Below are 21,503 nucleotides of genomic sequence, written 5' to 3'. Positions count from 1 at the left end.
CGAGACCGGGATCCCGGCCTCGTGCTCCTTCAGGATCCCGATGATCTGCTCTTCCGTGAAGCGGCTGCGCCTCATGTTCTGGTCCTCTCGATGGGCCAGAACGAACTTCAAACTGGATTATCCCAGAGGGGCAACGTCAGTGTCGCTTGCCCATCACGGCGTGCTGTTCCTCGACGAGTTGCCGGAGTTCCAGCCGCAGGTGCTCGACGGCCTGCGCCAGCCGATGGAGAGCGGCGAGGCGGTGATCGCACGCGCCAATCAGCGGGTGAGCTTTCCCGCCCGGTTCCAGCTTGTCGCCGCGATGAACCCCTGTCGCTGTGGCAAGGCCACGGAGCCGGGTTTCACCTGTCCGCGCATGCCCAATCCGCGCTGCATGGCGGATTATCAGGCGAAGATCTCCGGCCCGCTCATCGACCGGATGGACATGGTCATCGAGGTGCCGGCGGTCTCGGCGGCGGACCTCATCCTGCCCGCTCCGGCCGAGGGCAGCGCGGAGATTGCCGCGCGGGTGGCGGCCGCACGGGCGCGTCAGGCGCAGCGCTATGGCGGCCGCGGCCTGCCCATCGGCCTCAATGCCCATGCGCCCCCGTCCCTTCTCGACGAGGTGGCGGCTCCCGATCCCGCCGGGCTCGCCCTGCTGCGGGACGCCGCGGAGGCGCTGCGGCTCACCGCGCGGGCCTATCATCGGGTGCTGAAGCTCGCGCGCACCATCGCCGATCTCGATGCCGCGCCCACGGTGCGGCGCGTTCACCTCGCGGAAGCGATCAGCTATCGCGGCAGCACCGATCGGGTCCGGGCCGCGGCCTGATGGCCGAGCCGGGTGCCGTCGCTGATCGGCCGTCACCCATCGGCCGTCGCTGATCGGCCGTCACCTATCGGCCGTCGTTCTCTGCCGCGCAACGCCCGGCCGCCGGCCCGGAGTAACCAGCCGTCAACCCTGTCTGTTTACGGTCGCTTCGGATTTGCCCTGAGCGCGGAGACATCTGGTGGACGGTTTCGCCCTGCTGGCCGGTGGTTTGGCGGCGCTCGGCGTCGCCGCTGCGGCCGGACTGCTCCATTTCGCCCAGGCGCGCCGCGCCCTGCAGCGCAAGACCGCCCTGCTCGAGGAGAGCATCGAGCAGCTCACCGACCGCGTCTTCGAACTGGCCGAGAGCGAGGAGCGCCATCGCGGCCTCATCGACGCGCAGGGCGACCTGATCGTCCGGCGCGACCGCCACGGTGCCATCACCTTCGCCAACCGCGCCTTCGCCGCCCTCGTCGGCGAGCCGGCGCCAAGCCTGATCGGCCAGACCTGGCGGCCGACCATCGTCGAGCGCTCGGAGGACCGGCGCGACCCCGACGGCTCGGTGAGCATCGACGAATGCATCGTCTCGCCGCAGGGGCGGCGCTGGATCGCCTGGCGCCATCACCCGATCCGCGATGCCGAGGGGCGCTGCGAGGAGATGCAGTCTGTCGGCCGCGACGTGACCGAGCGCAAGGCGGCCGAGGAGGCCCTGGCCGCTTCCAGCGCCCGTGCCGAAAGCGCCAACGAGGCCAAGTCGCGGTTCCTCGCCACCGTCAGCCACGAGATCCGCACGCCGATGAACGGCATCATGGGCATGGCCGACCTGCTGCTCGACACGCCGCTGACACCCGACCAGCGCACCTATGCCGCCGCCGTCAAATCCTCTGGCGAGGCGCTGCTGGCCCTCATCGACGACATTCTCGACTTCTCGAAGATCGAGGCCGGCCGTCTCGATCTCGACGCCGTGCCTTTCGAGATCACGCCGCTGGTGGAGGGCGTGGCGGAGCTCCTTGGGCCACGCGCCCATGCCAAGGGGCTCGACATCGCCACGGTGATCGATCCGGCCGTGCCCTGGCGGCTCCTGGGCGATGCGACGCGCCTGCGCCAGGTGCTGCTCAATCTCGCCGGCAATGCCGTCAAGTTCACCGAGGCCGGCGGCGTCACGCTCGCCGTGGCGATGGAGGACGACACTCTCCTCCTCTCCGTCGCCGACACGGGCCCCGGCATCGCCGCGGCTGATGTCGAGCGGATCTTCGGCGAGTTCGAACAGGGCGAGACCACTTTTGCCCGCCGCCATGCCGGAACGGGCCTCGGCCTGTCGATCTCCCGGCGCATTGTCGAGCGCATGGGTGGCCGGCTGTCGGTGGCAACAGAGCCCGGTCATGGCTCGACCTTCACCGCCCATCTGCCCCTGCCGGCGGCGGAAGCGCCGCGCGGCGCCGATCCGCTGGACGCGCTGTCCGTCCTCGTCCTCTCCCCCTCCGCCATCGAGCGCGATGCCCTCGTGCGGCGGCTTGCGGCTCATGGCGCCCGCGTCACCGCCGCCGAAGCCATTGCCGAGCTTTCCGGGGAGACGGATTTCGACACGGCCGTGGTGGATCATCGCCTTGGCGATGAGGCCCTCGCCGCAGCGCTCGCGAGCCTTGCCGGCCGCGTCGCCCGCACCGTGCTGCTGGTGCGCCCGGCCGATCGTGCGGCCATCGCCGCCTGGCGCGACAAGGGCGTCGGCGGCTGGCTCGTCTCTCCCGTGCGGGAAGCCTCGCTGCTCCTCCAGATGCGCCCCGGTGCGCCGGTGCCGGCCGAGCCGCCCGAGGCGGAGGAGGGCGCGGTGCGGCGCGCACCTGCCGTCGCGACGGCCGGCCAGTCCCTGACCATCCTCGTCGCCGAGGACAATGACATCAACGCGTTGCTCTGCCGCAAACTGATCGAGAAGCTCGGCCACCGCCCGGTCTGGGTGAAGGACGGACGCGCCGCGGTGACGGCGGCGCTCGATGCGGCAGCGCCGGTCGATGTCGTGCTCATGGACATGCAGATGCCCGATTGCGACGGTCTGTCAGCCGCGACCATGATCCGCGCCGGCGAGAGCGGGCGGCGCCTGCCCATCATCGCCCTCACCGCCAATGCCTTTGCCGAGGATCGCGCCGCGGCGATCGCGGCGGGCATGGACGCCTTCCTCACCAAGCCGCTCGACATCGAGAAGCTCGCCGAGGCGCTCGACCAGCATGTCAGGGTCAGACCGGCAGCCCCCGCGCGCGCAAAGCGTCGGCCAGGGACGGCGCGTCCGTGAAGAGCAGCGCGTCCATGCCGAAGGCGCGCGCCGCCTCGACATTGCGGGCGCTGTCGTCGATGAAGACACAGCGGTTGGCCTCAAGGCCGTGCCGCTCGCACAGGATGGCGTAGATCCGCGGATCGGGCTTGTTGATGCCGACATCGCCCGACAGGACGAGGCCGGTGAAACGGCCGAGGAACGGATAGGCCGGCACCGTGCGGTCGAAGAGCTCGCGGGCGAAATTCGAGATGCCGAAGACCGGACCCTTCTCCAGAAGGGCCTCGAAGATGGCGCGCGTTCCCGGCACCTCGCCGGGCACCGAGGCCAGCCAGTCCTCGTAGAAGGCGGCGAAGACGCCGGCATGGGCCGGGTGGAGCGCCGCATGGGCAGCCACGGCCTCGGCAATCGGCCGGCCGGCGTCCTGGCGGGCGTGCCAGTCCATGAAACCTACCTTCTCCATGAAGCTCTCGACGGCCGCGCGCGACTCGAAATGGCGCGTCATCGCCCCGAGCGGATCCCAGCGCAGCAAGACCTGACCGATGTCGAAAACGGGGATAGGATGTGCCGACGCGGCAGGAGAGTTCCCCGTGGAAAGGCTGTGCATCTGATTACCTTTTCTTCAGCGCTTTCACGCTACGTATCGTTGTGCATTGGTGACACCATCCTCTTTCGGGTCCATGACATTGTCGACCGCCGCCTCACGTATCCCGCGACTGGCTGGTTCCGACGATTCCGGCGGCCTGCCGCCACAACCCTCGCGGCTCGCCAGCGGCGCCATGACCATCGCCGGCATGGGTTACTGGGTGGTCAAGGTCAGCGATCCCGCAACCTTCTGGATCTCGCCCGAGCTTGCCGATCTGGTGGGCGTTCCCGCCGGTCCCATTCCGGTCAACATGCTGCGTGACCGCTATCACGGCGACGGCGCGGCGCGGGTCTTCGCTGCCTTCCAGCACTGCGTCTCGGCCGGCACACCCTATGCCGTCGACGTGACCTATCGGCATCCGGACGGCCGTGACCTCGACCTGCGCGTCCATGGCGAGGCCGAGCGCGACACGCTCGGATCAATCGTCCGGATCAGCGGCATCGTCGTCGACAAGACCCAGGAAACGGAGGCGCTGAAGCGTGTCGCCGCCTCCGAACAGATGCTGGCGGATTTCCTCGACACCGCCACCGACTGGTGCTGGCAGACGGATGCCGAACATCGTTTCACCCGCTTCGAGGCCGGCAGCGCGACGAACAGAACGATCGACCTCAGTCTGGTCATCGGTAAACGGCGATGGGACCTCGATGTCCCGGAGGCCTCGCGCTTGGAGCTGGAGGCCGTCCGGCGGGAGATGGAGGCCCACAGGCCATTCCGCAATCTCGACTATACCGTCAATGCCCGAGTGGGCCCCCGTCGCGCGCGCACCAGCGGCAAGCCGATGTTCGACAAGGACGGCACGTTTGTCGGCTATCGCGGCACGACCGCAGACATTACTGAACTGCGCGAGGCCGAGCGGCTGCTGCTGAACCGCTCGGCCGCGCTTGCCGAGGCGCATCGCATCGGCCGTATGGGGTCCTGGTCCTATCTGCTCGGTGACGAGACGGTCAGCTGGAGCGAGGAACTCTTAGCCGTCACGGGCTTCGATCCGGCGACCTTCGACAGCCGCAACACAGCCGTGCTGGAGATGTTCGATCCCGAGGACCGGCAGAAGCTGCTCGACATGCAGATCGCCGTGCTGAAGGGCGGCGGGGCGCGCAGCGTCGACGTGCGGCTTGCCTGCGCAGATGGGCGGGTGCGGGATTTCGCCATTACCTGCAAGGGCGAGGAGGTCGCGGGCAAGATCGTCGGCTTCGTCGGCACCGTCCAGGACGTGACCGAGCGCAAGCAGGCGCAGCGGCAGCTCGAGGAGCTGGCCTATGCCGATCCGCTGACGGGCCTCGCCAACCGCGCGATGTTCAAGCAGTCGCTGACCACGATCATCGGCCGCGCCCTGCTGGAAGGCCGTTTCGCCACGCTCTATCTCGTCGATCTCGACCGCTTCAAGGAGGTCAATGACGCCTTCGGCCACGCGGCCGGCGACGAGCTCCTGTGCCGTGTCGCCGCCATCCTGCGGCGGGAGTTCGGCGATGGCGCCTTCATCGCGCGCCTCGGCGGCGACGAGTTCGCAGTTCTGGTGGAGCGCAGCCACCAGCACGAGGACGTGCGGATCATCGCCGAGGCCCTGATCGCCGCGCTGTCAGGCCCCCTCGACCTGTCCTGCGGCGAGGCCTTTGTCGGCGCCACCGTCGGCGTCGCCATGCTGCCGGAGCACGCGACCTCCACCGACCAGGCCATGCGCCATGCCGATCTCGCGCTCTACATGGGCAAGGAAACCGGCCGCGGCCGCTGCATGCTGTTCGAGACGGCCTTCGCCGAGGCGGTGGAGCAGCGCCTCCTGCTCGCCCGCGACCTGCGCCACGCCATCGAGGAGAATGAGCTTCACGCCTTCTACCAGCCGCAGGTGAGCATCGCGACCGGCAAGGTGGTGGGCTTCGAGGCGCTGCTGCGCTGGACCCACCGCGAGCGCGGCCCGATCTCGCCTGCGGAGTTCATTCCGGTCGCGGAGAATTCCGGCATCATCGTCGATCTCGGCCTGTGGATCCTGCGCGAGGCCTGCCAGCAGGCCAAGGCCTGGCTCGACCAGGGCCTGCCGCCGCGCACCATGTCGGTGAACGTCTCGCCGGCGCAGTTCTGGGCCATGGATTTCGAGACAGCCGTCGCGGCGGTGCTGGCGGAGACCGGCCTGCCGGCGAACCTGCTCTGCCTCGAGCTGACGGAGAGCCTCTTCGTCGACCAGAGCGAGGACCGCATCAGCCGGACGCTCGGCTCGCTCTCCTCGCTCGGCGTCCAGCTCGCCCTCGACGATTTCGGCTCGGGCTACTCCTCGCTCGGCTACCTGACGCGGCTGCCCTTCCATCGCCTGAAGGTCGATCGCTGCTTCGTTGACGGCATTGCCGGCCAGCCGGCCAAGCGCAAGCTCCTTGCGGGCATCATTGCCCTGTCGCACGGCCTCGGCCTGTCCACCGTCGCCGAGGGCGCCGAGAAGCGGGCCGACGTCGATGTGCTGCGCGAACTCGGCTGCGACACGGTGCAGGGCTATGTCTATTCGCGCCCCGTCGCGCCCGACGCGGCGCCGATCGTTGCCGCCTCGATCGAGGCCGAGCCTCTGCCGGATCACCGGCCGCAATGCCTCATTCCCGATTCCGACACGGCGGCGATGATCACCGCCCTCGGGTGATCGCAGGACCGGGGTGAGGGCAGAGCGGGGCTCAAGGCCCCGCATCAGCCGCCGATGTTATAGGCCGCCAGCGCCGCCATGTTGACGATGTCGGAATCGCGCGCCCCGAGGGGCACGATCTGCACCGGCTTGTCGAGGCCGACCAGCAGCGGGCCGATCACTGTCGCGCCGCCCAGCTCCTGCATCATCTTCGTGGAGATGGAGGCGGAGTGGAAGGCGGGCATGATCAGCACATTGGCGGGGCCGGTCAGGCGGCAGAACGGATAAGCCTGCATCAGCTCCGGGTTCAGCGCCACGTCGGCGGCCATCTCGCCGTCATACTCGAAGTCGACACGGCGGCCATCGAGGATCTTCACCGCCTCGATCACCTTCTCCGAGCGCTCGCCAAGAGGCTGGCCGAAGGTCGAGAAGGCGAGCAGCGCGACGCGCGGCTCGGTGCCGAGCCGGCGGGCGGCATGGGCGGCCTCGACGGCGATCTCGGCAAGGTCAGCGGCCGAGGGCATCTCGGTGATGGCGGTGTCGGCGACAAGCACCGTGCGGCCGCGCGACAGCACGATGGAGACGCCGATGAGCCGGTGGCCCGGCTTCACGTCGATGACGCGGCGCACCTCCTCGAGGGCCGAGGAATAGTTGCGGGTGACGCCCGTGACCATGCCGTCGGCATCGCCGGCCTCGACCATGGCGGCGCCGAAGATGTTGCGGTCCTGGTTCACCATGCGCTGGCAGTCGCGGTACAGGTAGCCGTGGCGCTGCAGGCGCTCGTAGAGCTGGCTCGCATAGTCGGCGTTGCGGGTGGACAGCCGCGCATTGGCGATCTCGATGCCCTCCTTGAGATCGATGCCGGCGGCCTGGGCCGTCGCCCTGACCCGGTCCTCGCGACCGACCAGAATGGCGGTGCCGAGGCCCTGGTTGACGAAGCTCTGGGCGGCGCGGATCACCTGCTCCTCCTCGCCCTCGGCGAAGACGACGCGGCGCGGCGTGCGGCGGGCGCGCTCGAAGATGCGGGCGAGAACGCCGGCGACCGGATTGAGGCGGGCGGTGAGCTGCGCCTTGTAGGCGGCCATGTCGACGATCGGCCGGCGGGCGACGCCGGTCTCCATCGCCGCCTGCGCGACGGCGGTCGGCACGGCATACATCAGGCGCGGGTCGAAGGGCACGGGGATGATATATTCCGGGCCATATTTGGGGCGGCCGCCGCCATAGGCCGCGGCGACATCGTCGGGAACGTCCTCGCGCGCAAGCGCCGCGAGCGCCTCCGCGGCGGCGATCTTCATCTCCATGTTGATCTTGGTGGCGCGCACGTCGAGCGCGCCACGGAACAGGAAGGGGAATCCGAGGACGTTGTTGACCTGGTTCGGATAGTCCGAGCGGCCGGTGGCGACGATGGCGTCGGAGCGCACCGCGTGGACCTCTTCCGGGGTGATCTCCGGATCGGGATTGGCCATGGCGAAGATGATCGGCTTCGGCGCCATGGACATGACCATCTCGCGGGTCAGCGCGCCCTTCACCGACAGGCCGAAGAAGACGTCGGCGCCCTTCACCGCCTCGGCCAGCGTGCGGGTGTCAGTCGCCACGGCATGGCCGGACTTCCACTGGTTCATGCCGTCGGTGCGGCCGCGCCAGATCGTCCCCTTGGTGTCGCAGAGGATGACGTTCTCGGGGTTGAAGCCCATGGCCTTCAGGAGCTCGACGCAGGCGATGCCCGCCGCGCCCGCGCCATTGACGACGAGCCGGGTCGTCTTGATGTCGCGGCCGGTGATGTCCATGGCGTTGATGAGGCCGGCGGCGGCGATGATGGCCGTGCCATGCTGGTCGTCATGGAACACCGGAATGTCCATGAGCTCCTGCAGGCGCTGCTCGATGATGAAGCACTCGGGCGCCTTGATGTCCTCGAGGTTGATGCCGCCGAAGGAGGGGCCGAGATAGCGCACCGCCTCGATGATCTTGTCGGGATCCTCGGTATCGAGTTCGAGATCGATGGAATCGACGTCGGCGAAGCGCTTGAACAGCACCGCCTTGCCTTCCATGACCGGCTTGGAGGCGAGCGCGCCGAGATTGCCGAGGCCGAGGATGGCCGTGCCGTTGGAGATGACGGCGACCATGTTGCCGCGGGTCGTGTAGTCGAAGGCGCGGGCCGGGTCCTCGGCAATGGCGAGGACGGGCACGGCGACGCCCGGCGAGTAGGCCAGCGACAGGTCGCGCTGCGTCGCCATGGGCTTGGTCGGCACGATCTCGAGCTTGCCGGGCTTGCCGACCTGGTGGAAGGCGAGGGCCTCCTGATCGGTGATGGTCGGGCGGTTGCGTCGGCCGGTCGTGTTGTCGGTCGCCATGGGGGCTCTTCTTGCAGCGTTCCTCTGAAGGGAGGGGGACCTTAGGGGCTCACCCCCTCAGGGGCAACGGGCCGTGCGGGGGACGGCGGTGCGACCTTAGGCGGCCTGCCCCGCCGCCCAGCCCGACGACCAGGCCCACTGGAAATTGTAGCCGCCGAGCCAGCCGGTGACGTCCACCGCCTCGCCGATGGCGAAAAGCCCGGGCACCGATTTCACCGCCATGGTCTGCTGGTCGAGGGCGGAGGTGTCGATGCCGCCGAGGGTGACCTCCGCCGTGCGCCAGCCCTCGGTGCCGTTCGGCTTCAGCCGCCAGCGGTTCACCGCCTCGTCGATGCGGGCGAGGACCTTGTCGGAGCAGTCGGCGAGGTTCGCCTTCACGCCCTCGGCCTCGACGATGGCCTGGGCGAGGCGCTTGGGGAGGATCTCGGCCAGTACGGTCTGGACGGCTTGCCGGCCGTGGCGGGCGCGTGCGGCCTTCAGATGGCCGAGCACGTCGGTGCCCGGGGCCAGCGAGGCGATGATCTCGTCGCCCTCGCGCCAATAGCTGGAAATCTGCAGAATGGCCGGGCCGGATAGGCCGCGATGGGTGAAGAGCACGGCCTCGGCGAAGCGGGTCTTGCCGTGGCCGACCACAGCCTCCTCCACCGCGATGCCGGCGAGCGGCGTCAGGCGGGCGAGGACGTCCGGCGCGAAGGTGAGCGGCACGAGGGCAGGGCGTGGCGGCACGACCTTCAGGGCGAATCGCTCGGCGATCTCATAGGCCAATCCGGTCGCGCCCATCTTCGGGATGGATTTGCCGCCGGAGGCGAGAACGAGGGAGGCGCAGCGCACCGTGCCGGACGAGAGGCGGACGGTGAAGCCGGCCTCGCCAGGAGTGATGTCCTCGACGGAGGTGGCCAGCGCAAGCCTGGCACCCACCCGCTCCATCTCGTCCACCAGCATGGCGATGATCTGCTTCGCCGACCCGTCGCAGAAGAGCTGGCCGAGGGTCTTCTCGTGCCAGGCGATGCGGTGGCGGTCGACCATGGCGATGAAGTCGTGCTGGGTGTAGCGGGCGAGCGCCGAGATGGCGAAGCGGGGGTTCTCAGACAGGTAGTTCTTCGGCGAGGCGCCGAGATTGGTGAAATTGCAGCGCCCGCCGCCGGAGATGCGGATCTTCTCGCCGGGGGCGTCGGCATGGTCGATGACGAGGACCGAGCGGCCGCGCTTGCCCGCCTCGATGGCGCACATCATGCCGGCCGCCCCCGCGCCGATGACGAGGACATCCAGCTGGCGGGGGAGGGCAGGGGCCATCGAAGGGGCCTTTAAGGGTTCAGGCGGCGTCGGCGCCGTCCTTACGGGCTTCGGACTGCTTCAGATAGGGGTAGCGGTCAGCGAAGTCGCCGGTATAGCCGAGGTTGCGCGCGGTGGGCGAGCGCACCAGCGCCTTCTTGTCGACGATCTGCGTGCCGAACAGGCGGTCGGCGACGGCGGTGGTGATGCCGTAGTTGCGGTTCTCATCGACATAATGATGGAGCGCGTGCTCCTGCCGGCGGCGGAGAAAATAGGCCGAGCGCATCTCGCCATCCATGTGGCAGGCGAAATGGACGATCTCGTAGAAGGCGAAGAGGCCGAAGGCGATGGCGATGATGGGCGCGAGCGGCGTGAGGCCGATGGCCCAGGCGCCCGCGGCGAGGACGGTGACCAGCAGCACCACCGAGGCGGGGTGGGCGAGGATCACCCGGGTGTCCTTCGGGTCCATGTGGTGGGCGTAGTGGACGCGGTTCCAGAACTGCGCGGTCGCCGAGGTGCGGGCGAGATCGAGCCAGTGCAGCACATATTTGTGGGTGATGAACTCGACGACGGGCAGCATGACCACGCCGATAATGGCTGCCATCAGCGTCCAGCCGAGGCCGGCAGTGGCCAGGGCATAGACGAAGAAGCCGGCGGAGAGTGTGCTGTAGAGGAGAACGGCGACCCGGGCATCCGGATGGCGCATCACGACAAGCGTGTCGGCCATGAGGGCGCGGGTCTCGGAGGTGAGCGACATGTGGGGGCCCATGCTGCAACTGCGAAACGTCGTCTGCATAGCCGATCCCACGGCTTCCGCCAAAGGCACAGAGCCGTGATCGCCGCGCTATCCCGTCGCGCTCATCGCTGCCCGAACGGCGGATGGCGCGGTGCCGCTGGAGCGGCGACCATGGCGACGACCCTCGCCAGCGAGCCCTTCGCATGACCCTGACCGCTTCCCCCGCCGATGCCGCCGCTTTCGACCGGCTGATGACCGCCCGCCATTCCTGCCGGGCCTTCCACCCCGAGCCCATCCCGAGGGCGACCATCGAGGCGATCCTCACCACGGCGCAGAAGACCGCCTCCTGGAACAACACCCAGCCCTGGCAGGTGGTGATCGCCGGCGGGGCGGCGGCCGGGCGCTTTCGGGCACTGATGCTCGATCTCGCCTCCCGCGGCGCCGAGCCGACGCCCGACTTCGCCTTTCCGCGCGAATATCGCGGCGCGCTGCTCGACCGGCGGCGGGCCTGCGGCTTCCAGCTCTATGACGCGGTGGGCGTCGCGCGCGGCGACAAGGCCGCCTATGCCCGCCAGTCGCTGCGCAACTTCGCGCTGTTCGACGCGCCGCATGTCGCCATCATCACGACGGACGAGGCGCTTGGGGCCTATGGGGCGCTCGATTGCGGCGCCTATGTCAGCAATTTCATGACCGCGGCCACCGCCCACGGGGTGGCGACCATCGCCCAGGCCGCGCTGGCGGTGCATTCGGGCGCGATCCGCGCGCATTTCGGTATGGGCGAGGAGCGGCGGGTGGTCTGCGGGATTTCGTTCGGGCGGCCGGATGAGAGCCATCCCGTGAACGGCTACCGGACGCCGCGGGCGGGGCTGGATGAGGTTGTGCGCTGGGAGGAGTGAGCGCGTCTCAGAACGCCGCGCCGGCCTCCTCGCCCTCCGACACCGTCAGCGTGTCGCCCACCGCGATTGGGCCGCCGCCAGCCACCGCGCAATAGATGCCGCAATCGGCATGGCCATAGGTCCGCATCAGCACGGCGGGGATCATCAGGTCTCGCGTGGCGGTCGCCGGGTTCACCGTGGTGGCGGCGCAGCGCTCGGTGCGCTTGAGGCCGGTCAGCGCCGTCTCGCCGAGGCGGATGCGCTTGCCCACCCAGTCGAACTCCGAGAAGGCCGGCACGCCATCGACATAGACATTGGCGCGGAAGCGGATCGGGTCGATGGGGAAGCCCGTCTCCTTCTCCAGCGCCCGGACGGTGGCGAGGTTGATGATGGAGAGGAAGCCCGAGCGCGAATCCATGAAGCGGAAGCCGGGTGGCCCTGCCAGCACCTTCGGGGCACCTGCGAGCTCGCTGGCGAGGAACATGCGGAAGAAGTCCTCGATGGCGATGCGGCCCTTGGCCGTGCCGAGGTCGCCGCGGGCGACCTCCACCTCGTCGGCGACGATGGAGAGGATGCGGGTCTCGTCCTCGTAGCGGGTCCTGAGTTTCGCCAGGGCAGCCTGCCGCGCGAGGACCAGGAACTTCTGCTTCGGCTGGTGCTCGGGGTTCGCCGGATCGAAGCCGGAGGGGCCGTTCTCGATGGCGAAGAGCCGGTCGCCGGGGAAATGCTCCCCCGCCGTGAGGGTCGCCGTCGTGAGGGGCTCGGCGGAGAGCCCCTTCACGGGATAGCGGTAAAGGGCGGTGATGCGGGCGGCGGGGCTGGTGCTCATGGCTTTGAGGTGGCGCAAGGCGGGCTCATGCGTCAAGCGGCGATGATGGAACCGTGCCTCCCGGCAGCTCAGGGCCCGGCCGGCGCCTTTGCCAAAAGACGCCGCGCCGAGCCTCTTTTCACCTGCTGGCGGGACACCCATATCAGCCTCACGCCGGTCGCTTCGGGGCCGGCATCCCATCGGTCGGACGTTCCCTTCGGGCTCATTCGAGACGCGCGGAACGGGCAAAGGAGTGGCCTATGAACATCGAGAAATACACCGAGCGGTCGCGCGGATTCATCCAGTCGGCCCAGTCACTCGCGCTGCGCGAGGGGCACCAGCAATTCGTGCCCGAGCACCTGCTCAAGGTGCTGCTCGACGATCCGGAGGGCCTCGCCGCGGGCCTCATCCGCCAGGCCGGCGGCCAGCCGCAGTTGGCGCTCGCCCGCACCGAGGAGGCGCTGAAGAAAATTCCGAAGGTGCAGGGATCGGGAGCCGGCCAGGTCTATCTCGGCCAGGGCCTCGCCCGCGTCTTCGATGCCGCCGAGAAGGCGGCCGAGAAATCCGGCGACAGTTTCGTGGCAGCGGAGCGTCTGCTCCTCGCCCTGGCGCTGGAGAAGGACACGGAAGCGGGCAAGGCGCTCGCCGCGGCGGGCGTCAGCCCCCAGTCGCTGAACCAGGCCATCGAAGCCTTGCGCAAGGGCCGCACGGCGGATTCGGCCTCGGCCGAGAACGCCTATGACGCGCTGAAGAAATATGCCCGCGACCTCACCGCCGCCGCCCGCGAGGGCAAGCTCGATCCGGTGATCGGCCGCGACGAGGAGATCCGCCGCACCATCCAGGTCCTGTCGCGGCGCACCAAGAACAATCCCGTCCTCATCGGCGAGCCGGGCGTCGGCAAGACCGCCATCGTCGAGGGCCTTGCGCTGCGCGTCGTCGATGGCGACGTGCCGGAGAGCCTGAAGGACAAGGCGATCCTGTCGCTCGACATGGGCGCGCTGATCGCCGGTGCGAAATATCGCGGCGAGTTCGAGGAGCGGCTGAAGGCTGTGCTGTCCGAGGTCACCTCCTCCGGCGGCGGTATCGTGCTGTTCATCGACGAGATGCACACGCTGGTCGGCGCCGGCAAGGCGGACGGGGCGATGGACGCCTCGAACCTCTTGAAGCCCGCGCTCGCCCGCGGCGAGCTGCACTGCATCGGCGCAACGACGCTCGACGAGTACCGCAAGCATGTGGAGAAGGACGCGGCGCTTGCCCGGCGCTTCCAGCCGGTCTTCGTCGACGAGCCGAGCGTGGAGGACACGATCTCCATCCTGCGGGGTCTCAAGGAGAAGTATGAGCAGCACCACCAGGTGCGCATCACCGACTCGGCCATCGTCGCGGCGGCGACCCTGTCGAACCGCTACATCACCGATCGCTTCCTGCCCGACAAGGCCATCGACCTCGTCGACGAGGCCTCGGCGCGGCTGCGCATGCAGGTCGATTCCAAGCCCGAGGAGCTGGACGAGCTCGACCGGCGCATCATCCAGCTCAAGATCGAGCAGGAGGCGCTGAAGAAGGAGAACGACACCGCGTCGAAGGACAGGCTGAAGCGGCTGGAGGGCGAGCTTGCGGCGCTGGAGGTTCAGTCAGCTGAGATGACCGCCCGCTGGAAGGCGGAGAAGGACAGCCTCGGCCATGCCGCGGAGCTGAAGAAGCAGCTCGAGGATGCGCGCAATGCGCTGGCCAATGCCCAGCGCAAGGGCGACTGGGCCAAGGCCGGCGAGCTCTCCTACGGCACCATTCCGGGGCTGGAGAAGGAGATCGCCAGCGTCGAGCAACAGAACGAGCAGGCCATGGTCGAGGAGGCGGTCACCGCCGACCACGTCGCCCAGGTCGTCTCGCGCTGGACCGGCGTGCCGGTCGACCGGATGCTCGAGGGCGAGAAGGACAAGCTTTTGCGCATGGAGGACGAGCTGGCGAAGCGCGTCGTCGGCCAGGGCGAGGCGGTCAAAGCCGTCTCGACCGCGGTGCGCCGCGCCCGCGCCGGCCTGCAGGACCCGAACCGGCCCATCGGCTCGTTCATGTTCCTGGGGCCCACCGGCGTCGGCAAGACCGAGCTCACCAAGGCGCTGGCCGAGTTCCTGTTCGACGACGAGACCGCCATGGTCCGCCTCGACATGTCCGAGTATATGGAGAAGCACTCGGTCTCCCGCCTCATCGGCGCGCCTCCCGGCTATGTCGGCTATGACGAGGGCGGGGCGCTGACCGAGGCCGTGCGGCGCCGGCCCTATCAGGTCGTGCTGTTCGACGAGATCGAGAAGGCGCATCCGGACGTGTTCAACGTCCTCCTCCAGGTGCTGGACGATGGCCGCCTGACCGATGGTCAGGGCCGCACGGTCGATTTCCGCAATGTGCTCGTCATCATGACCTCGAATCTCGGCTCCGAGCTTCTGGTCATGCAGGGCGAAAACGAGGAGGTGGACGCGGTGCGCGAGGGCGTCATGTCCATCGTGCGCGGGCACTTCCGGCCGGAATTCCTCAACCGCGTCGACGAGATCATCCTGTTCGGCCGCCTCAAGCGCGAGCAGATGACCTCCATCGTCGAGATCCAGCTGAAGCGCCTGCAGAAGCTGCTCGACGAGCGCAAGATCGTCCTCGACCTCGATCCGGGCGCCAAGGCCTGGCTCGCCGACAAGGGTTACGACCCCGCCTATGGCGCGCGGCCGCTGAAGCGCGTCATCCAGAAGGCGGTGCAGGATCCGCTGGCCGAAAGGATCCTCGCCGGCACCATCGCCGACGGCGACCATGTCCGCGCCAGCGCCGGCACCGATCGCCTGATCTTCGAGACGGGTGATCCGGCCATGGCGGCGGCCTGAGGCCGATAGGCCGGCGACAGCTTCCGGATGTGTGGCATCCGGAATGCAACTCTCTTGCGTAGTCGCCCGGTCGGGGTTCCGATCGGGCGGCCTTTGCATGACAGGAGGGGCCGATGGCGCGTGCTACGCAGCGGACAGAGGCTCCGAAGGAGGACCGGGGAACCGGCGCGCCGCGCACGGCGGTGCTCGTCTTCCACGGGATCGGCGACCAGCGGCCGATGGAGACCATGCTCGGCGTCGTCGATGCCGTGCTCGGGCCGCCGGAGACGGATCCCGAGGCGGCCCGGCGGAAGGGCTCCATTCCCCGCTGGATCAAGCCCTATGTGGGCAAGGATGGGTCCTTCGATCTGAAATCCGTGACCACGCCGCCGATCGGCGAGAGCGAGAAGCGTCGCTACGACTTCTTCGAACTCTATTGGGCGCATCTGATGAGCGGCACCCGCTTCGTCGCGGTGCTGCTGTGGCTCTGCGATCTCGCCAAGCGCGACCGCAAGAGCCTGCCCCCGGATGCCCGCTGGCTCTGGTCCGCCGCCGTCGTCATCCTCACCGCCGCGCTGTTTGCCGTTGTCAACGTCATCTGGGTCGTCGGTACCGGGCTCATCGGATTGTCCGTGCTGGATCTTTCGGCACGTGCCGACAATGCCGCCGTTCCGGCGGCCGGCGCCTTCCTGGGGATCGGTCTTGTCGCGGCGGTCTTCGCGCTCAAGGGTCTTGGCAAGAGCTGGTCGCTTGCCGGTCTGACGCTCCTGCCCTTCGCGCTGCTGGCGGGCATTGCCCTCTGGCATCCGCTCGCCTTGCTCACCTTCGTTCCGGCCTTCGCGGTCAGCTACATGTTCCTCGGTCGTGTGGCGACGCTGGTCGGTCTCGTCGGAACCATCGGGTTCGCCTTGCTCGTGGCCTTCTGGGGCCCGTTCCTGGCGTTGTTCGGCGTGGGTGACGGGCGTTGGCCGGATGTGGGTCGGATCCCCGACATCGCTTTCCTGACCCTCGGGCATTCGCCGACGACGCTTTGGCTGCTGGTCTTCCTGACCCTGTTCGTCTTTCTCGCCTGGGCCTTCCTTGTGCCCTATGTCGGCGACTGCGCGCGGTATCTGCGGGATGCGCCCGACAATATCGAGGCGCGGAACGAGATCCGGAGAATCGGTCTCCAGGTGCTGCAGGACCTGCATGACCAGCGCTCGCGCGATGGGACGCCGCGCTATGATCGCATCGTTGTGGTGGCCCACAGCCTCGGGACGATCATTGCCTATGACGTTTTGCGGGCCTTCTTTGTCGAGCAGATCGCCAAGATCAAGCTCAGCGACCCGTCGATTGCGGCTTTCCGGGAGGTCGAAGTCCTGGCAGGGCAGGGCATCCGTCCCGGCCTCCATGGCGTTGCCCCTGTCCATGGCGGGCTGGCGTGGCAGCCCATCGACAATGGCTCGCCGCCCGGCGCTGCCGAGTATCAGGCCAAGGTGCGCGACACGTTCGCCATCTTCTCCCGGGAGCAGACGTCGCGTGGGGCCGATGGGCCCATCGCCTCGCCCTGGCGCGTCAGCGACTTCGTCACCATGGGCAGCCCGCTGACCCATGCCGCCCTCTTGATGACCCGGACCGGCACCGGCGACGAACTGGCGGCCAAGGTTGCGATGCGCGAGTTCCCGGTGGCGCCACCCACGCTCTCGCCTGGCGAAGCGGAGCGCATTCTCTTCGTGCCGAAGGACCGGAATGCCGGACCGCCGCGCCTCCAGCACTCCGCCCTCTTCGCGCTGACCTGCTGGACCAATCTCTATTTCGCCCAGAAGCGTGCGGTGAAGGGGGATTTCATCGGCGGACCCATTCCCGCGCAGCAGTCTCCCGGCACGATGAACGTGCCACTGACCACCACGATCATGGGGGGCTACTTCAACCATACCCATTACTGGAAAGCGGAGGAGGGGCTCGGCGATCGCACGCCGCATATCCGGGCGTTGAAGCTCGCCGTCCTGGGAGCCGATGCGTGCCGCGAGGTCAATCGCGAAAGGCGCAACCTCGCCGGAGGCGACGAACTCGCCCTGTAAACCGCCACGGCGTCGGCGCGCCGCAGGGCCGCGGCTTGCCGCGTCCCCCCGCGCGCCCTAGAAGACCGGCATGACCCAGATCGCCCCCATTCATGTTGTCGGCGGCGGCCTCGCCGGCTCGGAAGCCGCCTGGCAGATCGCCAAGGCCGGCGTGCCGGTGGTGCTGCACGAGATGCGCCCGGTGCGCGGCACCGATGCCCACAAGACCGAAGGCCTTGCCGAGCTCGTCTGCTCGAACTCCTTCCGCTCGGACGATGCCGAGACCAATGCGGTCGGCCTGCTCCATGCCGAGATGCGCCGGCTCGGCTCGCTCATCATGCGGATGGGCGATGCCAACCAGGTGCCGGCCGGCGGCGCGCTCGCCGTCGACCGCGACGCTTTCTCCGCGGCGGTGACGGCGGCGCTGGAGGCCCATCCCCTGGTGACGATCGAACGCGGCGAGGTTGCCGGCCTGCCGCCTGCCGACTGGGACAGCGTCATCATCGCCACGGGGCCGCTGACCTCGCCGGCGCTTGCCGCCGCCATCGGCGGTCTGACGGGGGAGAAGGAGCTCGCTTTCTTCGACGCCATCGCCCCCATCGTCCATTTCGAGTCCATCGACATGGACACCGCCTGGTTCCAGTCGCGCTACGACAAGGCCGGCCCCGGCGGTACGGGCGCCGACTACATCAATTGCCCGATGGACCGCGACCAGTACGAGGCCTTCATCGACGCGCTGCTGGCGGCGGAGAAGACCGAGTTCAAGGAATGGGAGGGCACGCCCTATTTTGACGGCTGCCTGCCCATCGAGGTCATGGCCGAGCGCGGCCGCGAGACGCTGCGCTGGGGACCGATGAAGCCGGTCGGGCTCACCAACAAGCACAATCCGACGGTGAAGGCCTATGCCGTCGTCCAGCTGCGCCAGGACAACAAGCTCGGCACGCTGTTCAACATGACGGGCTTCCAGACCAAGCTGAAATATGGCGAGCAGGCGAAGATCTTCCGCATGATCCCCGGCCTGCAGAATGCCGAGTTCGCGCGGCTCGGCGGTATCCACCGCAACACCTATCTGAACTCGCCGAAGGTGCTCGACGAGACGCTGCGGCTGAAAGCCGAGCCGCGGCTGCGCTTCGCCGGCCAGATCACGGGCTGCGAGGGCTATGTGGAGAGCGCCGCCATCGGCGGCATGGTCGGCCGCTTCGCTGCCGCCGAGCGTCTCGGCCGCCCGCTCGTCCTGCCGCCCACGACGACAGCGCATGGCGCGCTGATCAACCACATCACCGGCGGGCATGTCGTGACGATCGACGAGGGGCCGCGCTCCTTCCAGCCGATGAACGTCAATTTCGGCCTCTTCCCGCCGGTCTCCGGCGTGCCCACCAAGGGGCCGGATGGCCAGCGCCTCAAGGGCACGGCCAAGACCCAGGCGCGCAAGCGGACGCTAAGCGCGCGGGCGCTTGCCGATCTCGACGCCTGGCTGGGTGGTGCGGCCCTCGCCGCGGCGGAATAGGGACAGGCTCGCTCAGCGCCCGGTCTGCGCCGTGACGCGCGTCTCGGCGCGGTCGCGTGTCATCAGGTTGTCGATGCGCTCGCGCTCGGTGCGGAAGGCGGTGAGCATGGGGCCGGCGAGCTCCCGGCCGCGCGGCACGCGCACGCGCATCGGATCGACGAAGCGGCCGTTGACCATCACCTCATAGTGCAGGTGCGGGCCGGTGGAGAGGCCGGAATTGCCGAGATAGCCGATGACCTGGCCCTGGCGGACCCGCGCGCCTTCGGTGATGCCGCGGGCAAAGCCCGAGAGGTGCGAATAGGTCGAGGTGTAGCCGTTGGGGTGCTCGATCTCGACCCGCCGGCCATAGCCGCCTGACCAGCTCGCCTTCGCGATCACGCCGTTGCCGGCGGCGACAATGGGGGTGCCGATACGGTCGGACCAGTCGACGCCCGAATGCATCTTGAAATAGCCCATGACGGGATGGCGGCGCATGCCGAAGCCGGAGCGCATCTGACCGCCGGCGATGGGCTTGCGGATGAGGAACTTGCGGGCCGACTTGCCCTGCTCGTCGTAATAGTCGACGACGCCGTCGGCGGTGGAGTGGAAGCGATAGTAGCGCCGCGTCTCGCCGCCGGCGGTCAGCGAGGCATAGAGGATGTCGGACCGCGCGCCCTCGCCCTCTTCGTCCGAGGCATAGAGCACTTCGAACAGATCGGTGGAGGCGACGCGACGCGAGAAGTCGACGTCGTTGCCGAAGAGGCGGATGAGCTCGTCGATGATGGGGCGCGGGATCTCCTGGCGCAGCGCTGTCTCATAAAGAGCGGCATAGAGGCGAAGGCCCGACCCCTCGTCGTCCTCCTCCTGGTCCTCGGTGACATTGACGGCTTCGGCCGGATCCTCGACTGCCACATAACGGCCCTCGTCGGTCTGGGCCACGGCCGCCTCGGGCTGGCCGCGCTCGCCAACGAGGATGACACGCGCCGGCTGGAGGCGGCCGGCGGTGCCTGGCGAGAACAGCACACGGATGCGCTGGCCCTCGCGCAGGGTGATCTCGCGGCCGCCCCGGGTGAAGGCTGAGGCGACGAGGCGGGCATCGTCGCGCACCGCGCCAAGCTCCAGAAGGATGGAGGTGATGGTGTCGCCGGCCTTGGCGATGACGGTGCGGTCGGGCGCGGCCGCGGCGGCGACGCTTTCGGGGGCGCGCTTCACCACATGGAGAACGTTCGGATCATCCGGGCCGGGCGGTTCGAGCCTGGCGCGCGACGGAGCGGTGACGCCGCCGCCTGACGGCAGGGCCACGGGGACGGAGAGGCTCGCCTGCGTCGCGACATCGCGCACCTGGGTGAGGATGTCCTCGGTGGAGAGCGTCATCATGCTGCGCTGCTGCGGCGAGAGAGCCCCGAACTCGCGCATCACCACCGTCACCTCGCCGTCGGTGGCCGGTTCCTGCTCCTCGGCCCGCTCGGCGGTGTCGCCGGCCAGCAGGCGCAGCGGATTGAACTCGGGGATATCATAGTCGCCGCTGGAGGCCTGGATGAGGTTCGCGACGACGCGGGTATGCGGCCGGACGCGGATGATCTCGCGATCGCCGACGCGCGAGGTCTGCGACACGCGGATGGTCTGCTTCGACGAGGAGAACAGGTCCGCGAGGGGGGTGAGCCGGTCGCCCTTGCGCGCGGTGTTGGTCGGACGGTCCGAGCCCGATCCCGGCATGCGGCTGAGCGGTTGCATGATCTCGGCGGGGGCGGGCGGGCGCGTCGGGTTCTCGAGAGCCGCCCAGACCGCGCCGCCCATGAGGCCGGCGCCGCAGAGCCCGGTCAGCACGGTCCCGGAGAACCAGCGGATGTTCACGCTGCGCGATTCGATCGCCTTGCGCTCGGTCCCGTCGCTCGACAGCGGCGCCTCGTCGCCGAGCGTTGCGCTCGGGTCATGCTGGGGGCCTGAGGGAAGACGGCTGGTCAGCAGCAAGAAACGCGTTCCTCTTCGGTGCCGGCGGTCGATGGGACCGGCTTGCGGCACGATGACCCGCCGGAGTGCCGCGAAGCGGCCGGCAAGCGCGGCGACGTTGCCCGCGGGGCCTGCAGCCGTCAAGCGAGCGGGGGCCGAGAAAAGCCCGGGGATTGTGGCGTGGTGAGGGCTGCCGGCGGTGGCCGCGGCCTGCCAGCTGGACGGGGGGTGGGGAGGGCGGCTTGCGGGGGTGCGTACAAGGGGAAGGCGGAGGCGATGCGGCTTGGATCGTCTGTCTTGGATCGTCTGTCTTGGGTCGTCTGTCTTGGGTCGTCTGTGTTGGATCGTCTGTCTTGGGTCGTTTGCCCTGGAACCGGACGGACCGACCGGAATTGGACGGGGAGTGCCGCCGGCCCCGCCGGGCACAGGCCGCGGGCGACGGCTTGTGGAAAGGCCTTGTCGAATCGCTGAAAGGCCCGTTCATTCAATCACCTGAGGGTGTTCGAAGTTCATGACGGCCCCAGCCGGCGACGGGCTCTGTCGACGGGCCGTCATTTTTTTCCGGATATGTGTTGACAGCCGAAAGGGCCTCGGCCTATATACGGCCCATCGACGCGGCGCCGCGCTTGACCGGTGCGAGTTCGCGTCACTTGAAGCTTTCATTCACCTCCTGGTGCATGGCGCTTCTGGCCCCGGCCAGAAGGTGAGCTTCAGTCGCCCTTTTGGGTGGGAGCCCTGTGTGGTTCCGGTTCTTTGACAATTGAATATGGGAAAGAGAAACGTAGGCGGCGGAGTTCTTGCGGACCGGTCTTCGGACTGGTCGATGACGAGACTTCGGCAGTGCTACGTTTCAGATG

Annotated in this window: 12 protein-coding genes and 1 pseudogene; 7 read left to right on the top strand and 6 right to left on the bottom strand. The window is 68.6% G+C overall.

Translation table 11 applies throughout. From position 1 onward, the window contains the following. Nucleotides 1–139 precede the first annotated feature (139 nt). Nucleotides 140–808, top strand: a pseudogene (locus O9344_RS20105) (ATP-binding protein); the annotation flags it as partial. A 178-nt stretch (nucleotides 809–986) separates the two neighbouring features. Then, nucleotides 987–3,071: an ATP-binding protein gene (locus O9344_RS20100; RefSeq protein ID WP_298481434.1), complete on the top strand. Its 2,085-nt coding sequence runs from the start codon at nucleotides 987–989 to the stop codon at nucleotides 3,069–3,071. Here O9344_RS20100 and O9344_RS20095 read toward each other — a convergent pair. After that, nucleotides 3,016–3,555, bottom strand: coding sequence for an HAD-IA family hydrolase (locus O9344_RS20095; protein ID WP_298481432.1), 540 nt, complete (start codon nucleotides 3,553–3,555; stop codon nucleotides 3,016–3,018). The genes O9344_RS20100 and O9344_RS20095 overlap by 56 nt on opposite strands. 175 nt (nucleotides 3,556–3,730) lie before the next feature. Between O9344_RS20095 and O9344_RS20090 the strand changes: the two genes are divergently transcribed. After that, a complete protein-coding gene (locus tag O9344_RS20090; RefSeq protein ID WP_298481431.1) occupies nucleotides 3,731–6,313 on the top strand; it encodes an EAL domain-containing protein in 2,583 nt (860 codons plus the stop codon). Between the two features lie 44 nt (nucleotides 6,314–6,357). Here O9344_RS20090 and O9344_RS20085 read toward each other — a convergent pair whose 3' ends face one another. The 3 genes from O9344_RS20085 to O9344_RS20075 all read right to left on the bottom strand — a co-directional run bounded on the left by O9344_RS20085 (nucleotide 6,358) and on the right by O9344_RS20075 (nucleotide 10,672). Further along, nucleotides 6,358–8,643: an NADP-dependent malic enzyme gene (locus O9344_RS20085; protein WP_298481429.1), complete on the bottom strand. Its 2,286-nt coding sequence runs from the start codon at nucleotides 8,641–8,643 to the stop codon at nucleotides 6,358–6,360. Between the two features lie 96 nt (nucleotides 8,644–8,739). Further along, on the bottom strand, nucleotides 8,740–9,936 hold the full coding sequence (locus O9344_RS20080) for an NAD(P)/FAD-dependent oxidoreductase (protein WP_298481427.1): 1,197 nt from the start codon (nucleotides 9,934–9,936) through the stop codon (nucleotides 8,740–8,742). A gap of 19 nt (nucleotides 9,937–9,955) precedes the next feature. Further along, entirely contained in the window at nucleotides 9,956–10,672 is a 717-nt protein-coding gene (locus tag O9344_RS20075) for a sterol desaturase family protein (RefSeq protein WP_298481425.1), read from the bottom strand. A 182-nt stretch (nucleotides 10,673–10,854) separates the two neighbouring features. Here O9344_RS20075 and O9344_RS20070 point away from each other — a divergent pair, with 182 nt between their 5' ends. After that, nucleotides 10,855–11,547 carry a nitroreductase gene (locus O9344_RS20070; RefSeq protein WP_298481423.1) on the top strand — a complete coding sequence of 231 codons (693 nt, stop codon included), beginning with the start codon at nucleotides 10,855–10,857 and terminating at the stop codon, nucleotides 11,545–11,547. Between the two features lie 7 nt (nucleotides 11,548–11,554). On the opposite strand, the gene O9344_RS20065 is transcribed toward O9344_RS20070, so the two are convergent. After that, on the bottom strand, nucleotides 11,555–12,355 hold the full coding sequence (locus tag O9344_RS20065) for an MOSC N-terminal beta barrel domain-containing protein (protein ID WP_298481436.1): 801 nt from the start codon (nucleotides 12,353–12,355) through the stop codon (nucleotides 11,555–11,557). A gap of 239 nt (nucleotides 12,356–12,594) precedes the next feature. Between O9344_RS20065 and clpB the strand changes: the two genes are divergently transcribed. From clpB to trmFO, 3 genes are all read left to right on the top strand, one after another. Next, nucleotides 12,595–15,192: an ATP-dependent chaperone ClpB gene (clpB, locus tag O9344_RS20060; protein WP_298481421.1), complete on the top strand. Its 2,598-nt coding sequence runs from the start codon at nucleotides 12,595–12,597 to the stop codon at nucleotides 15,190–15,192. 113 nt (nucleotides 15,193–15,305) lie between these two features. Beyond that, nucleotides 15,306–17,231, top strand: a complete 1,926-nt coding sequence (locus O9344_RS20055) for a hypothetical protein (protein ID WP_298481419.1) — start codon at nucleotides 15,306–15,308, stop codon at nucleotides 17,229–17,231. A 70-nt stretch (nucleotides 17,232–17,301) separates the two neighbouring features. After that, entirely contained in the window at nucleotides 17,302–18,717 is a 1,416-nt protein-coding gene (trmFO, locus tag O9344_RS20050; RefSeq protein ID WP_298481417.1) for a methylenetetrahydrofolate--tRNA-(uracil(54)-C(5))-methyltransferase (FADH(2)-oxidizing) TrmFO, read from the top strand. 12 nt (nucleotides 18,718–18,729) lie between these two features. Here trmFO and O9344_RS20045 read toward each other — a convergent pair whose 3' ends face one another. Further along, complete coding sequence (locus tag O9344_RS20045) at nucleotides 18,730–20,667, bottom strand: M23 family metallopeptidase (protein ID WP_298481415.1); 1,938 nt, start codon at nucleotides 20,665–20,667, stop codon at nucleotides 18,730–18,732. Between the last annotated feature and the right edge of the window lie 836 nt (nucleotides 20,668–21,503).

The sequence above is a fragment of the Phreatobacter sp. genome (assembly GCF_027532945.1).
Classification (GTDB): Bacteria; Pseudomonadota; Alphaproteobacteria; order Rhizobiales; family Phreatobacteraceae; genus Phreatobacter.
Note: the sequence above shows the minus strand (reverse complement) of the source record. Positions and strands in the feature narration are given on the sequence as shown.

What these genes read in the sequence shown, in the direction of transcription:
- O9344_RS20095 (WP_298481432.1), bottom strand. Translation starts at nt 3,555, where the DNA reads ATGACGCGCCATTTCGAGTCGCGCGCGGCCGTCGAGAGCTTCATGGAG.
- O9344_RS20090 (WP_298481431.1), top strand. Translation starts at nt 3,731, where the DNA reads ATGACATTGTCGACCGCCGCCTCACGTATCCCGCGACTGGCTGGTTCC.
- O9344_RS20085 (WP_298481429.1), bottom strand. Translation starts at nt 8,643, where the DNA reads ATGGCGACCGACAACACGACCGGCCGACGCAACCGCCCGACCATCACC.
- O9344_RS20080 (WP_298481427.1), bottom strand. Translation starts at nt 9,936, where the DNA reads ATGGCCCCTGCCCTCCCCCGCCAGCTGGATGTCCTCGTCATCGGCGCG.
- O9344_RS20075 (WP_298481425.1), bottom strand. Translation starts at nt 10,672, where the DNA reads ATGTCGCTCACCTCCGAGACCCGCGCCCTCATGGCCGACACGCTTGTC.
- O9344_RS20070 (WP_298481423.1), top strand. Translation starts at nt 10,855, where the DNA reads ATGACCCTGACCGCTTCCCCCGCCGATGCCGCCGCTTTCGACCGGCTG.
- O9344_RS20065 (WP_298481436.1), bottom strand. Translation starts at nt 12,355, where the DNA reads ATGAGCACCAGCCCCGCCGCCCGCATCACCGCCCTTTACCGCTATCCC.
- clpB (WP_298481421.1), top strand. Translation starts at nt 12,595, where the DNA reads ATGAACATCGAGAAATACACCGAGCGGTCGCGCGGATTCATCCAGTCG.
- O9344_RS20055 (WP_298481419.1), top strand. Translation starts at nt 15,306, where the DNA reads ATGGCGCGTGCTACGCAGCGGACAGAGGCTCCGAAGGAGGACCGGGGA.
- trmFO (WP_298481417.1), top strand. Translation starts at nt 17,302, where the DNA reads ATGACCCAGATCGCCCCCATTCATGTTGTCGGCGGCGGCCTCGCCGGC.